The organism is Thioalkalivibrio nitratireducens DSM 14787 (assembly GCF_000321415.2).
Lineage (GTDB): Bacteria > Pseudomonadota > Gammaproteobacteria > Ectothiorhodospirales > Ectothiorhodospiraceae > Thioalkalivibrio > Thioalkalivibrio nitratireducens.
Genome location: NC_019902.2, coordinates 151,642 through 164,556 on the forward strand (window position 1 = coordinate 151,642; position 12,915 = coordinate 164,556).

14 protein-coding genes and 1 tRNA gene are annotated in these 12,915 nt (G+C 67.4%); 9 read left to right on the forward strand and 6 right to left on the reverse strand.

What is annotated here, in order from left to right:
• Window positions 1–88: 88 nt before the first annotated feature.
• Entirely contained in the window at window positions 89–661 is a 573-nt protein-coding gene (locus tag TVNIR_RS00725; protein ID WP_015257025.1) for a MarR family winged helix-turn-helix transcriptional regulator, read from the reverse strand.
• Between the two features lie 91 nt (window positions 662–752).
• Between TVNIR_RS00725 and TVNIR_RS00730 the strand changes: the two genes are divergently transcribed.
• Both TVNIR_RS00730 and TVNIR_RS00735 read left to right on the forward strand, forming a co-directional pair.
• Complete coding sequence (locus TVNIR_RS00730) at window positions 753–1,241, forward strand: cytochrome P460 family protein (RefSeq protein WP_015257026.1); 489 nt, start codon at window positions 753–755, stop codon at window positions 1,239–1,241.
• A 372-nt stretch (window positions 1,242–1,613) separates the two neighbouring features.
• On the forward strand, window positions 1,614–1,994 hold the full coding sequence (locus tag TVNIR_RS00735; RefSeq protein WP_015257027.1) for a PilZ domain-containing protein: 381 nt from the start codon (window positions 1,614–1,616) through the stop codon (window positions 1,992–1,994).
• Window positions 1,995–2,076: 82 nt separating this feature from the next.
• On the opposite strand, the gene TVNIR_RS00740 is transcribed toward TVNIR_RS00735, so the two are convergent.
• The 4 genes from TVNIR_RS00740 to ispB form a co-directional block, all read right to left on the reverse strand.
• Window positions 2,077–3,216 (reverse strand): methyltransferase, encoded by a 1,140-nt coding sequence (locus tag TVNIR_RS00740; RefSeq protein WP_157092163.1) that lies wholly within the window; start codon window positions 3,214–3,216, stop codon window positions 2,077–2,079.
• A 481-nt stretch (window positions 3,217–3,697) separates the two neighbouring features.
• Window positions 3,698–3,838 carry a hypothetical protein gene (locus tag TVNIR_RS19485; RefSeq protein ID WP_157092164.1) on the reverse strand — a complete coding sequence of 47 codons (141 nt, stop codon included), beginning with the start codon at window positions 3,836–3,838 and terminating at the stop codon, window positions 3,698–3,700.
• An 897-nt stretch (window positions 3,839–4,735) separates the two neighbouring features.
• Window positions 4,736–4,812, reverse strand: a tRNA-Pro gene (locus TVNIR_RS00745).
• A gap of 62 nt (window positions 4,813–4,874) precedes the next feature.
• A complete protein-coding gene (gene ispB / locus TVNIR_RS00750) occupies window positions 4,875–5,843 on the reverse strand; it encodes an octaprenyl diphosphate synthase (RefSeq protein WP_043738974.1) in 969 nt (322 codons plus the stop codon).
• 193 nt (window positions 5,844–6,036) lie between these two features.
• Here ispB and rplU point away from each other — a divergent pair, with 193 nt between their 5' ends.
• The 4 genes from rplU (at window position 6,037) to proB (ending at window position 8,870) form a co-directional block, all read left to right on the forward strand.
• The gene (gene rplU / locus TVNIR_RS00755) at window positions 6,037–6,348 is read left to right on the forward strand and encodes a 50S ribosomal protein L21 (protein WP_015257031.1); all 312 of its coding nucleotides are present in this window, start codon (window positions 6,037–6,039) and stop codon (window positions 6,346–6,348) included.
• A 12-nt stretch (window positions 6,349–6,360) separates the two neighbouring features.
• Window positions 6,361–6,621, forward strand: a complete 261-nt coding sequence (rpmA, locus tag TVNIR_RS00760; protein WP_006746407.1) for a 50S ribosomal protein L27 — start codon at window positions 6,361–6,363, stop codon at window positions 6,619–6,621.
• An 82-nt stretch (window positions 6,622–6,703) separates the two neighbouring features.
• Window positions 6,704–7,759 carry an Obg family GTPase CgtA gene (gene cgtA / locus TVNIR_RS00765; protein WP_015257032.1) on the forward strand — a complete coding sequence of 352 codons (1,056 nt, stop codon included), beginning with the start codon at window positions 6,704–6,706 and terminating at the stop codon, window positions 7,757–7,759.
• Window positions 7,743–8,870, forward strand: coding sequence for a glutamate 5-kinase (gene proB / locus TVNIR_RS00770; protein ID WP_043738977.1), 1,128 nt, complete (start codon window positions 7,743–7,745; stop codon window positions 8,868–8,870). The genes cgtA and proB overlap by 17 nt, the downstream gene beginning before the upstream one ends.
• 135 nt (window positions 8,871–9,005) lie before the next feature.
• Here proB and rpsT read toward each other — a convergent pair whose 3' ends face one another.
• Window positions 9,006–9,275, reverse strand: a complete 270-nt coding sequence (gene rpsT, locus TVNIR_RS00775) for a 30S ribosomal protein S20 (RefSeq protein ID WP_015257034.1) — start codon at window positions 9,273–9,275, stop codon at window positions 9,006–9,008.
• A 252-nt stretch (window positions 9,276–9,527) separates the two neighbouring features.
• Between rpsT and TVNIR_RS00780 the strand changes: the two genes are divergently transcribed.
• From TVNIR_RS00780 to ribF, 3 genes are all read left to right on the forward strand, one after another.
• The gene (locus TVNIR_RS00780) at window positions 9,528–10,055 is read left to right on the forward strand and encodes a DsrE family protein (protein ID WP_015257035.1); all 528 of its coding nucleotides are present in this window, start codon (window positions 9,528–9,530) and stop codon (window positions 10,053–10,055) included.
• A gap of 153 nt (window positions 10,056–10,208) precedes the next feature.
• On the forward strand, window positions 10,209–11,768 hold the full coding sequence (murJ, locus tag TVNIR_RS00785; RefSeq protein ID WP_015257036.1) for a murein biosynthesis integral membrane protein MurJ: 1,560 nt from the start codon (window positions 10,209–10,211) through the stop codon (window positions 11,766–11,768).
• 189 nt (window positions 11,769–11,957) lie between these two features.
• Window positions 11,958–12,905: a bifunctional riboflavin kinase/FAD synthetase gene (gene ribF, locus TVNIR_RS00790; RefSeq protein ID WP_015257037.1), complete on the forward strand. Its 948-nt coding sequence runs from the start codon at window positions 11,958–11,960 to the stop codon at window positions 12,903–12,905.
• The last annotated feature ends 10 nt before the right edge of the window (window positions 12,906–12,915 follow it).

The following is a 12,915-nucleotide window of genomic DNA, read 5'->3' on the forward strand; positions in this document are numbered from 1 at the left end:
CCGCGTTCCGATCCGCCTGTGGCAGCGGCACGCCTCAGCGCTGCGACCAGGCTGCCCAATGGTCGGCGAGGGTGTGCCCGGCAGGGCCTCAGGCCGAACCCTGCCATTCGTGTTCGTGGCAGATCAACCGACTGTCGGAATCGGACAGGGCCTCCCCGGTCAGACCACAGCGGTGCCCCCCCTCCGATACCGTCTGGAAGTGACGGCAGCTGCGGCAGATGCCAAAGGTTCGACCTCCATGCGCCCGCTGCAAGCCCTGCAGTAGGCGTTCCAGTCCCTCGGTCATCGCCTTGCGTTCGTGTTCGGCCAGCGTTGCCTCCGCCCGGCTCCAGGCCCGTGCAGCGGCCGTTTCCGCGAGCAGCCCCCGCCCCCGGGCTGTGAGCGCAAGGCGTACGACCCGCCGGTCGTCTGGATCGTCGCGCTTCGTCAGGTAGCCCTCTCGCTCCAACAGCTTCAGGGACTGGGATACCGTTCCCTTGGTCTGGCCCAGGTAGGCACCCAGTGCCGCAGGGGTGTTGCTGTAGCGGTTGCAGCGCTCGAGGTACAGCAGCGCCTGAAGATGTACCGGCTGCAGTGCGGCATCGGCCCCGAGGCGGCGCGCCTCGGTGCGCAGCAATACGCCGATCCGTTCGATCAGCTCATGGAGTCTGGAACTGTCCATGGCCATATGGTATCGCATCGAAACTGGTTTGACGACTGCGCTTTCATGCCCTATAGTTTCGACACGAAACCACAAAGGAGGAGGATCTGCGATGACCCGTACCAACCGACGCTTGTCGACCGCGCTCGCCCTGGCTGCAATGCTGGGAGCCCCACTGGCCGCGATGGCCGATCCCGTGGCCTATCCTGAGGGGTACCGTCACTGGCACCACGCGAAGTCCATGGTGATCCACGACGGTCATCCACTCGCCGATCCCTTTGCAGGGATTCATCACATCTATGTGAACGACCCGGCGCTCGAGGGCCTGCAAACCGGTCGTTATGCCGATGGCTCGGTGTTCGTGTTCGATCTGCTGCAGGCGGAGCACGGCGACGAGGTATTGACCGAAGGCGAACGCAAGCTCGTGGGCGTGATGGTCAAGGGAGCCGAGACCTACCAGGAAACCGGCGGCTGGGGCTTCGAGGGGTTTGCCGGTGACTCGCGGGATCAGCGCCTGGTGTCTGACGGTGGTCAGGCCTGCTTCGCCTGCCATCAGTCGCAGGCCGATTCCGATTACGTGTTCACGCGCTGGCGGCCGTGACCCGAGCCGGGCCCGTGCGTCCGCCCGGGGCCGGGTTTCCGTCCGGGCGGGGGCGCGCCTGGCAGTGTGCATATCCGGGGCGGCGCGCGCCGCCCGGTCGTTCATCCCCTCGGACCGAGCCGGTCGACCGCGGCGGCCAGGGGAAACGATGGGTTTGGCAAGTGCCGGGGCACCTTTTCCGACGAAATGTGACGGGAGGCCGTTCCTGTACGACGATCGGTGCGATCATCATGCCGAACGGTATAAACCGGTCTGGAAAAGGGCGGCATCCCAGCCTAGTCTCTACTACAGACCGCCGGGATCCACGGCGGGTCGTAGGTGGGTGCCAGCAGGGCTCCGCACCCCGACAGGGCGACCACCGGTACGGGAACCATGGACAAGCGCAAGAACACACGTCTACCGCTGAAGCTTTCCGGGCACCTGAGCCTCGAGGATGGTCAGTACCACGAGACCGAGACCCAGGATATCAGCCTCGGTGGGGCCCGAGTGGACTTCGTCTCCGGCGATTCCTCGGAACGCAGCTGCGTGCTGACGCTGTTCGCCGAGGGCGAAGACGTGTTCTCGGTGACGATCGATGGGTGGGTCGTTTACGAGGACGGCCGGGGTTGCGGCGTCGCGTTCCAGTCGATGGACAAGCGGGACTTCGCGGCCTTCAAGGAGTTCATCGAGCGTCAGACCCGGGATCCCGAGAGCATCCGCAAGGAAGTCGCCCAGGGGAAGATCCCGGAGTTGAAGGACTGGGTGATCTCCTGATCGATTCGCGGGGGGGGGGGGGGGGGGCGACGGCCGGGCGCCTACCGGACAGGGGGTGGCAGTCGCACCGAACCAATTGGTTTCACCCGGTTTTGCGTCCCACGATCAGGCCATGATCGCGCGGCAGCCGCAGGCGGCTGACCGATTGGAACCCCGCGTCCCGGAGCCAGCTCTCGTATTCGTTCCACGTGTAGAGCATGCCCCGACCCGTGGCGAGGGTCAGGAAATACGGTGAGCCCAGCGCGGCGCTCAGTGGTCCCCGGCCGTCGTCCGCCTGCATCATGTTGAAGATCATCACCTGCCCGCCGCTGGGAAGCGCCTGAAACGCCTTTTCGAGTAGCCGCCGGTTTTCGGCCTCGGACCAGATCGTCAGGAAGTGACAGAACAGAAAGCCGTCGGCGCCCTCCGGAAACGGATCGGTGAAGCAGTTCCCGGCATGTGTGCCCAGCCGGTCGGCGTGCCGGCTTTGCTGGAAGTTCCGCTGCGCGATCGTGCAGACGCTCGGCAGGTCGAAGACCGTGTTGCGCAGATGCGGGTGCTGGCCGGCAAGTTCCAGCACGTTGGCTCCGTTGCCGCCGCCGACATCGACGAGATGGCGGACACCGGAGAAATCGCCGAAACGGGCGAGCAGCTGGTTGGCCTGCACCGAGATCGACTCCATCGCCTCCTGGAAGATGGTTTCCAGCCGCGGATCGTGGGCGAGACGTTCGTACAGGGTGGGTTCGTTACCCGGGAACTCCGTGAGGCCGACGTTCGTGTTCGCAGCCAGGGCCTCGGGAAGATGCGCCAGCGCCCGGTAGTTGATCTCCCGCTGCCACCGGAGGATCGGCACCACGTTGCCCGGAACCCCTTCCACCAGCAGCCGGCTTGCCAAGTAGCCGTTCCGGTAACGGTGCCGTCGCTTGCGCAGCAGGCCCAGGCTCGTACATCCCAGCAGCAGGATCCGCGTGGGCTTCTCTTCCAGTCCCAACCGTTCGGCGATTTCCGGCAGCGTGAGTTCGGGTTCGCGGTCGAGCAGCGTGAACAGACCGGTCTGGACCCCGGCGCAGACGGTCTGGAAGTAGATGTGCCCGCCCATCAACAGGTACATGTGCCGCGCGTGGCGCCGCAGCAGCAGGCCTTCCATCACGCGCGTGGTCCAGATCCGTTCGGCATGCCGCCACAGCCGACCGAGCGTGCGTCGCGGCCGGATGGATGCGGTCGATGGATCCGGCATTGGCATGAAGGCTTCCCTCTTGTGGCCGAGCGACCGATGCGAGGCACCTGCCGAGCATTTCCGGCGTTTCCGGGCACCTGCGGGCGTGTTCGGGTCCAGTCTCTGGCATTCTGCGGCCCGCCGCAGTATCCAGTCGTCGCCAGTTCTGCGTCAATCGGCCACGGTTACCGGCGTCGCCGTTCCCCCGGCTCATTGGGCGGCACAACGCAGCACTTGACTACCACGGAACCTTCGCGGTGAGTGCGACACTGCCCTGCGTCGGTCGTCATTGCGAGCGTAGCGCGGCACAAATGCGCGCAGCGCATTGAACAGCCGAAGGCTGGCCCGCAGGGTGAGCGCAGCGAATAATCTAGGCGGCGCCAGGAGGGCCAACGCCGTTTGAATCGCCACGTGCCGCCACGCTAGGCTCGCGGCTAAAGGCCTCGCTTTTCGCGATGACAGTGGTTTCGAAGACGGCCCGTTCCAATGTGCGGAGTTTCCGTGATAATCAGGACGCAGCATGGGTGGGCGGATTCGTGAATGGCCCGGCCGACAGGACCGTCCCGGAACCCGGGGCGGCCTTCAACGCATCGCGAATAATCCGGTGTTCGTCGGTCTGCAGCGCCTGGAGCAGGGTGGGCTGGGCCAAGTCCTGGTTCACCAGGCGATGGGAGAACCTATAGAGCGCGTCGCCGAAGACGGGCCGCGGCGGCCGGCCCCGGGCCGTGAGTGTGCGTGCGCGGAACCACTAGCAGCCTGTCGGACTTGGACTGCTCCTACTGCGCCGGTGGGAAGAGCGGTGTATTTTCCCTGATTTCTCGTTACATAGAACCACTATGCGCCTCGAAATCATGAAAACTGCCCTCGCTCTCCCACGCGGCTCGCTACGGGCACCCAAGTCCGGCAGGCTGCTAGTACTCGTCGTAGCGCCCCGTCGTTGACGGCGAGGGACGGGGCGAAGATCGGTGCTAAATTCTTGCACCTGCGGCAGGCGCATCGCCACGCCGCCTCGGTGGACCTGCTGCGCTTGATAGCCCCATCGCGCCCGCCCTGCCAGGCCGGGCCAAACCATCGCGCGCGAGGCCCGGCCTCGCCGGCAGACACCGGGGCGGCCCGATCGGCAGAACCCCGCCAACCGTCACCGGCACCACCGTAGGTGGAACACGGGAGTGGGATTGCCGCTTCCGGCGAACCCTTATCTCAGAGACCGGGCTCCGGGTCGCTCGCGGCGTAGCCGTACCTTGTCGCTCGGGGGCCAGGGGCGGTCGCGCCAGTCGCGTTCGTAGGCGAATCGGAGCCGGTCTGATCTAGGTTGCCCGGACGCGACCTTGCCATCCACGGATGGTGCCGGTGCGGATTACCCCGTTCGCGTGGGGCGGGCCCCGAGCCAATGGCAACCCGTGTTCGGAACGTTGAACGTTGACAGTAGTGCCGCCATCCCTGCACGCCCAATGCCCGACCGCGAGCGGACACTCGATACGGAGGGCTGTTGACACCCCCAGAACGAACAAGGCCCGGATGCCCGAGCCTATGTTCTTGATTCAATTGGTCGGAGTGAAAGGATTCGAACCTTCGACCCCTGCCTCCCGAAGGCAGTGCTCTACCAGGCTGAGCTACACTCCGAACCGAGCCGCATATTCTGCATGGAACTTTCGCCGCTGTCCATGCCCCGGGTAATTCGCGATTCAGTGATCGCGTTCCACCGCGAAGCGCGCGAGATGCGTCAGCACGTCGCGGTGCGGCGAGGGCGGCAGGAGTTCGAGAGCGGCGATCGCCGCCGATGCCTCGGCCTCGGCCCGTGCTCTGGCATAGTCGAGCGCGCCGCTGTCGCGGACGATCGCGAGGATCTCGTCGACATGATCCCGGCCGCCCGACTCGATCGCGCCACGGATCAGGGTTTGGCCCTCGGGCGACGCGATGCGCAGCGCCTGGATCAGGGGCAGCGTGGGTTTGCCCTCGGCGAGGTCGTCGCCCATCCGCTTGCCGGTGACCTCGCTGTCGGCGGAGTAGTCGAGCACGTCGTCGATCAGCTGGAACGCGGTGCCGAGGTGCATTCCGTAGTGGGCCAGCGCCTGCTCTTCCGCGTTCGGCATTTCGGCGAGTACGGCCCCCATCTGGCACGCCGCCTCGAACAGCTTCGCGGTCTTGGAGCGGATGACTTCCATGTAGCGCGCTTCATCGACGTCGGCATCGTGGCAGTTCATCAGCTGCATCACCTCGCCCTCGGCGATCACATTGGTCGCATGCGCGAGGATCTCCATCACCCGCATCGAGCCGACGTCGACCATCATTTCGAACGCGCGCGAGTACAGGAAGTCGCCGACGAGTACCGCCGCCTCGTTGCCGAACAGCTGGTTGGCCGTTTCCTGGCCCCGGCGCAATTCCGAGGCATCGACCACGTCGTCGTGCAGCAGGGTCGCGGTATGGATGAACTCCACCACGGCGGCCAGGGTGACGTGGTGCGGCCCCTGGTAGCCGCAGGCACGGGCAGCGAGCACCGCGAGCAGTGGCCGCAGGCGCTTGCCGCCGCTGCGGATGATATAGTGCGAGAGCTGATTGATCAGCGCCACCGGCGAGGCAAGGCGCTCGCGGATGCACTGGTCGACCGCCTGCATGTCGTCTGCAGCGATGGTTGGAATGACGCTAGTGGACATGTTGCAGGCTGAAAGCCGGTGGTGAGGGCGATTGCATGCTAGAAACGGCTTTCAGGGGTGTCAAGCGGCCCTGCGGCTGCTCGGTGGTCCGCCGCGCTGCCGGGGAGCGGATTCGGCGTTGACCGCGGGGTGATCCGTTGCTAGTATTCCGCCCCTTTCGCGAGAGCAGTAGCGCCAACGGAGTCTGAGCATCATGTACGCGATCATCGCAACGGGTGGAAAGCAGTATCGGGTGGCCGAAGGCGACCTGATCCGGATCGAGAAGCTCGAGGCCGACGTCGGGTCGACCGTCGATTTCGACCGGGTTCTGATGGTCGGCGAGGGCGAGGACGTGCGTGTCGGGGCTCCGCTGGTCGATGGCGGCAAGGTCACCGCCACCGTGGAATCTCACGGGCGCGGAGACAAGGTGCACATCATCAAGTTCCGCCGCCGCAAGCATCATCGCAAGCAGATGGGGCACCGCCAGTACTACACGGCCGTGCGCATCACCGGCATTGCCGGGTAAGGAGAAACAAAGATGGCACACAAGAAGGCAGGCGGCAGCACCCGTAACGGCCGCGATTCCGAGAGCAAGCGCCTGGGCGTGAAGCGCTTTGGCGGCCAGCAGGTCCGGGCCGGCAACATCCTGGTCCGCCAGCGGGGAACGCAGTTCCATGCGGGCGAGAACGTGGGATGCGGCAAGGATCACACCCTTTTCGCGAAGGCCGACGGCGAGGTGGTATTCAAGGTTGGTGGCCCGCGCAACCGGCGCTATGTGAGCGTACAGCCGCAGCAGTAAGTGCTGGCATCGCCGCTCCCGCAAAGCCCCGATCTTCGGGGCTTTTTCGGTTTGGGAACGGGTCCAACGGAGACGCGCCGCCATGAAATTCATCGACGAAGCAACGATCACGGTGAAGGCCGGCGACGGAGGCAACGGCTGTGTCAGCTTCCGCCGGGAGAAGTACATCCCCTTCGGCGGTCCGGACGGCGGTGATGGCGGCGACGGCGGGAGTGTCTGGCTGGTTGGAGATTCCGGGCTGAACACGCTCGCGGACTTCCGGTTCCAGCGCCGGTTCGAGGCCGAGCGCGGCGAGAACGGTCATGGGCGCAACCGCACCGGGCGTTCGGGCACGGACCTCGAGGTGCCGGTGCCGGTTGGCACGCAGGTCTTCGATGCGGAAACCGGCGAGCTGATCGGCGACGTGACGCGCCCGGGCCAGCGGCTGCTGGTCGCGCAGGGCGGGTTCCACGGTCTGGGCAACACCCGCTACAAGAGCTCGACCAACCGGACGCCGCGGCAGAGCAAGCCCGGCACCCCGGGCGATCTGCGCAGTCTCAAACTCGAGCTCAAGGTGCTCGCCGACGTCGGCCTGCTGGGCCTGCCCAACGCGGGCAAGTCGACGCTGCTCAAGCAGGTCTCGGCCGCCGAACCGAAGATTGCGGACTACCCGTTCACCACCCTGCATCCACAGCTCGGCGTGGTCCGCGTGGGGCCGACGCAGAGCTTCGTGATGGCGGACATCCCCGGACTGATCGAGGGTGCGGCCGAGGGCGCGGGGCTTGGCATCCGGTTCCTGAAGCACCTGGGGCGTACCCGGCTGCTGCTGCACCTGGTCGACGTCGCGCCCCCCGACCCCGATCTGGATCCGCTGGAAGCGGTGGAGACCGTGGTCGCCGAACTGGAGCAATACAGCGCCGAACTGGCCCGGCTGCCGCGTTGGCTGGTGCTGAACAAGGTCGACCTGCTTGATGCCGACGCCGTGTCTGCGCTGCGGGAGCGGGCGGCTGCGAAGACTGGCCCGGACCGGCCGATCTTCGAGATCTCTGCGGCCACCGGTACCGGGGTCGCGGCGCTGGTACAGGCAGCCATGCGGGAGATCGAGCAGCGCTCCGGGTCCAGGGAAGGCATGGACGCGGAAGATGGCGGCGATGCGTAACGGCTTCCCCCGGGTCCGCCGGGTCGTGATCAAGATCGGCAGCGCGCTGATCACCGGTGACGGCACCGGGCTCGACCGGGTGGCGCTGACCGGCTGGGCGCGCGAGATCGCCGAGCTGCGGCAGCAGGGCTACGAGGTGGTGCTGGTGTCCAGCGGGGCGGTCGCCGAGGGGATGCACCGCCTCGGCATGCGCGAACGCCCGCATGCGCTGCACCTGCTGCAGGCGGCCGCAGCGGTCGGCCAGATGGGGCTGATCCAGGCCTACGAGCGGGAATTTGCCGGCCACGGGCTGCACGCGGCGCAGGTGCTGCTGACCCATGACGACTTGGCCGACCGCGCCCGCTACCTGAACGCCCGCAGCACCATCCAGGCTCTGCTCGGGCTTGGCACGATCCCGGTGGTGAACGAGAACGACACCGTCGCAAACGACGAGATCCGCCTGGGCGACAACGATACCCTCGGCGCGCTGGTCGCGAACCTGCTGGTTGCCGATCTGCTGCTGATCCTGACCGACCAGCACGGCCTGTTCGACCGGGATCCCCGCGCCCACGCGGATGCCCGGTTGATCGACGAAGGCAAGGCCTCGGATCCTGCACTGCACGCGTATGTATCGGGCACCTTCGGGCGGCTGGGGCGGGGCGGCATGGCCACCAAGCTGCTGGCGGCCGAACGGGCGGCCCGTTCAGGAACGCACACAGTGATCGCCTTCGGACGCCAACCGGAGGTCGTCGCGCGAGTGGCGCGCGGCGAAAATATCGGTACCTGGCTGAAGCCGGACCGCGAGCCGCTGGCCGCGCGCAAGCGCTGGATTGCCGATCAGTTGCACTCGCGCGGCGAACTGCGGCTGGATGCCGGTGCCGCGCGGGTGCTGCGCGAATCGGGGCGAAGCCTGCTGCCGGTGGGCGTGGTCGGTGTGCGGGGCGCTTTCCGCCGCGGCGAGGTGGTGACCTGCGTCGACCCCGAGGGCCAGCCGATCGCGCGGGGGCTTTGCAACTACGGGTCCGACGAGGTCCGGCGCATCCGCGGCCTCAAGGCCGATCTGGTCGAGTCGGTGCTGGGGTATGTCGCCGAGCCCGAATTGATTCACCGCGACAACCTGGTGCTGCTGTAGCTTCCATCGCTCGCCCGGCGGTGTACGGGCGGCCGATGCCTGCGCGGCCGCGCACAGCAGAAAGCCCGCCGAGGTGTGACCTTGGCGGGCTTTCTGTCGGAGGCGGGCACCGGGTGCGGCCCGGTGCCCGCTGGATCAGGCCTGGCCCATCTCCCGGATCCGGGCGTTCAGCCGACTCTTGTGCCGCGCGGCCTTGTTCCGGTGTATCAGGCCCTTGCTGACGGTGGAATCGATCACCGGCACGGCCTGGCGATAGGCGCTGGTCGCGCTTTCCGGATCGCCGGAGCGGATGACCTTCAGCACACTCTTGACCGAGGTGCGGAAACGGGAGCGCAGCGCCATGTTGTGGGCGCGGTTCTTCACTGCCTGTCGGGCGCGCTTGCGTGCAGATGCGATGTTCGCCAAGGCGGAATCCTCTTGAATGCCGTGTAGAGCGTCGGAAAGGGACGAGAAAATACAGCGATGCGCGGCTGCGGTCAAGGCGTTGCCAGCCCCCGGCATCGCCGCGCGTCGGCCCGATGCGGATTGAAACGCGTTGCTGCTGCGTCTACTTGCACAGGCTGCCTGCGCCGCCCCGCACCGATCGGCACTGGCCGCGCCGGGTCGCATCCGGTGTTCAGGCCGGCAGCGGAACCCACGATCCACAGGAGAGATTCGATGATGAAGACTGGAAATCACGGAACGCGTGCCCGTTCCACCGGCTGGTTGGGCATGGCCGCGCTGCTGGTGGTGGCCAGCCTGATGTTGGCGGCGGCGCCGAAGGCGTTGAGCGCGGCCGAGGCGCGCGTCGTCTACCACGCGGACTTTGCCGATCCCCGGCGCTTCTCGTCGATGCTGACGAGCATCAACAACATGGTAATGCACTACAACGACCACTTCATCGACTACGACGTGCGCATCGTGTTCGTGGCGCACGGGATCCGTTTCGTAACCGACGACGCGCTGGAGGGGACTCCGTTCGAGGAGGACGACCGGCTTCGCGAGGACCGTTCCACGCTGCGCGGGCGCCTGCTGTCGCTGAACAGCCTGCACAACGTGCGCCTGGAACTCTGCGAGATCACCCAGGGCGCGATCGGCCTGGGTTCGGACGAGGTGTACGAGGCGGTGGATTTCATCCCCTCGGGCGTGGTGCGGATTGCCGAGTTGCAGAACGAGGAAGGCTTCGCCTACGTGAAGGTCGAATGAACGTCTGAGTCCGGGGCGGGGGCTGCCTGCCGGCCCCTGGCCGCCCCGGCGCGGGTCGCGGCCGGGGCGATCCACGCCAGCCAGGGCCCCGGTCTCCTTCATCCGGCGGCCGGCGTCCCCTACACTTGCCGGTTTTCGCGACGCAGGCTCGCCGTGAACCGCATATTCCGTTCCACCGCGATCGTCAGCGGGATGACGCTGATCTCCCGCATCCTCGGCTACCTGCGCGACATGGTGTTGGCCGTCACCTTCGGCGCGGGCGCCGCGACCGACGCGTTCTTCGTCGCATTCCGGATCCCGAACTTCTTTCGCCGGCTGTTCGCCGAGGGGGCATTTTCCCAGGCGTTCGTGCCGGTGTTTGCCGAATACCGGGAGAAGCACGGGCGCGTGTCCCTGCGCGACCTGCTCGATCATACCGCCGGGGCACTGCTGGCCGCGCTGGCGCTGGTCACGCTGATCGGAGTGCTCGCCGCGCCCTGGCTGATCTGGGTGTTCGCACCGGGGCTCGCACAGGCCGAGGGACGCCAGGATCTCGCGGTGCAGATGCTGCGCATCACCTTTCCCTACCTGCTGTTCATCTCGTTGACCGCGATGGCCGCCGGGATCCTGAACAGCATCGGGCGCTTCGCGGTGCCGGCCTTCACGCCGGTGTTTCTGAACCTGGCGCTGATCGCGGCGGCGCTCTGGGCCGCGCCGATGTTTCCGGAGCCGGTGGTGGCGCTGGCCTGGGGCGTGTTCATCGCCGGGGTGCTGCAACTGGCCTTCCAGGTGCCGTTCCTGGTGCGCGCGGGGCTGCTGCCCCGGCCGCGCTTCCGGCGTGCACACGCCGGCGTGCGCAAGATCGTGCGGCTGATGCTGCCCGCGATCCTGGGCACGTCGGTGGTCCAGATCAACCTGCTGGTCGACACGGTGATCGCGTCGTTCCTGGTCGCGGGCTCGATTTCCTGGCTGTACTTCGGAGACCGGTTCGTCGAGCTGCCGCTGGCGCTGTTCGGGATCGCGATCGCGACCGTGATCCTGCCGCGGCTGTCGGGCGAGCATTCCCGCGCCGACGGGGCCGCGTTCGGGCGTACCCTGGACTGGGCGTTGCGGCTGTCGCTGCTGGTCGCGCTGCCCGCCGCGGCCGGTCTGATCGTGCTCGCGGTGCCGATCCTTGCGACGCTGATCCAGTACAGCGCCTTTACCGAGCACGATACCCGCATGGCCGCGATGGCCCTGGCCGCGTATGCGCTGGGCCTGCCTGCGTTCATCCTGATCAAGGTGCTGGCGCCGGGGTTCTTCGCGCGCCAGGACACGAAGACGCCGGTGAAGATCGCGGTGATCGCGATGCTCGCGAACATGGGGCTCAATGCCCTGTTCGTTGTGCCTTGGTACGTCTCCGGCGTTCCCGGCGCGCATGCCGGCCTGGCGCTGGCCACGTCCGCTTCGGCCTATCTGAACGCGGGGCTGCTGTACCGCGGGTTGCGGCGCGAGGGAATCTATCGCCCCGGCCCGGCACTGCCCGGGTTCCAGCCCGGGCTGTGGGCTGCGCTGGCGGTGATGGTGGCCGTGCTCGCACTGGCGGCTCCGGGCTGGGGACAGTGGTCGGACTGGGGTGCGGCACAGCGCGGGCTGGTGTTGTCGGGCCTGATCGCTGCGGGGGCAGGCAGTTTTCTGGCCGTGCTGTTCGTGGCCGGGCTGCGCCCGCGGCAGTTCCTGCTCCGCGATTCCTGACGCTGGGGCCCCGGCGCCCGCGCGCCGGTACGCATGGCCGCCTGGAGGCCACCCGACTCAGGGGACGGCGTCCAGGGGGCGTCGCAGCGGGGCCGCGCCGGGCGCGCTTTGAACCCCTGAGTCTCAGGGGGAAGGTGTGTGGCCGGGCGGGCCCGCGGTATACTTTCGCTTTTGTGCGGATGAGTGGCGATGCGGCTGTTGCGCGGCTTGGCCTTCCGCAGGCCGGTGTATTCCGGCGCGGCGGTCACAATCGGGAACTTCGACGGCTTCCATCGCGGTCACCAGGCGGTGGTTTCCCGGTTGCTCGATGCCGGTGCGCGGCTGAATGCGCCCACCGTGCTGATCACCTTCGAACCACTGCCGCTGGAGTTTTTCGCACCCGAGCGCGCGCCGGGCAGGCTGCAGCGCCTGCGTGACCGCATCGATTTCCTGCGCACCACCGGGCTGGACGCCGTCTGGCTGATGCGCTTCGGCCCCGGCCTGGCCGGCTTGCCGGCCGAAACCTTCGTGGAACGCGTGCTGCACGACACGCTGGCGGCCCGCCACGTGCTGGTCGGCGACGACTTCCGTTTCGGCAAGGGCCGGACCGGCGACTATGCGCTGCTCGAGCGCATGGGCACCGGGATGGGCTTCTCGGTGGAGGCGACGCCGACGCTGACCGACGACGCGGGGCGCATCAGCAGCACACGTGTACGCGCAGCCGCGCAGGCTGGCGATTTCGATGCCGTGGCCCAGCTGCTCGGGCGCCGCTATGCGATCTGCGGTCGGGTCTCGCACGGCGACAAACGCGGGCGCGTGATCGGCTTCCCAACCGCCAACGTGCGTCTCGGCCCGCAGCCGCTGGCTCTGCGCGGGGTTTTCGCGGGATGGCTGTGCCCGCGCGGAGGCGAGCGCATGCCCGCGGTAACGAACATCGGCTGGCGGCCCACGGTCGCGGGCCGCGAACAGCGCCTGGAAGCGCACGTACTGGACGCCAGCCCCGACCTGTATGGCCAGCTGGTGCGTTTCGAACCACTGGCCCACCTGCGCGGCGAACAGCGCTTCGAGTCGCTGGACGCGCTGAAAGCCCAAATCGCGCACGATGTCGCGGCCGCCCGTGCGGTATTCGCGAATCTTTCACTACACCAGCCGGTCTGACCGGCGCTTC

What these genes read in the sequence shown, in the direction of transcription:
- TVNIR_RS00725 (WP_015257025.1), bottom strand. Translation starts at nt 661, where the DNA reads ATGGACAGTTCCAGACTCCATGAGCTGATCGAACGGATCGGCGTATTG.
- TVNIR_RS00730 (WP_015257026.1), top strand. Translation starts at nt 753, where the DNA reads ATGACCCGTACCAACCGACGCTTGTCGACCGCGCTCGCCCTGGCTGCA.
- TVNIR_RS00735 (WP_015257027.1), top strand. Translation starts at nt 1,614, where the DNA reads ATGGACAAGCGCAAGAACACACGTCTACCGCTGAAGCTTTCCGGGCAC.
- TVNIR_RS00740 (WP_157092163.1), bottom strand. Translation starts at nt 3,216, where the DNA reads ATGCCAATGCCGGATCCATCGACCGCATCCATCCGGCCGCGACGCACG.
- ispB (WP_043738974.1), bottom strand. Translation starts at nt 5,843, where the DNA reads ATGTCCACTAGCGTCATTCCAACCATCGCTGCAGACGACATGCAGGCG.
- rplU (WP_015257031.1), top strand. Translation starts at nt 6,037, where the DNA reads ATGTACGCGATCATCGCAACGGGTGGAAAGCAGTATCGGGTGGCCGAA.
- rpmA (WP_006746407.1), top strand. Translation starts at nt 6,361, where the DNA reads ATGGCACACAAGAAGGCAGGCGGCAGCACCCGTAACGGCCGCGATTCC.
- cgtA (WP_015257032.1), top strand. Translation starts at nt 6,704, where the DNA reads ATGAAATTCATCGACGAAGCAACGATCACGGTGAAGGCCGGCGACGGA.
- proB (WP_043738977.1), top strand. Translation starts at nt 7,743, where the DNA reads ATGGCGGCGATGCGTAACGGCTTCCCCCGGGTCCGCCGGGTCGTGATC.
- TVNIR_RS00780 (WP_015257035.1), top strand. Translation starts at nt 9,528, where the DNA reads ATGATGAAGACTGGAAATCACGGAACGCGTGCCCGTTCCACCGGCTGG.
- ribF (WP_015257037.1), top strand. Translation starts at nt 11,958, where the DNA reads ATGCGGCTGTTGCGCGGCTTGGCCTTCCGCAGGCCGGTGTATTCCGGC.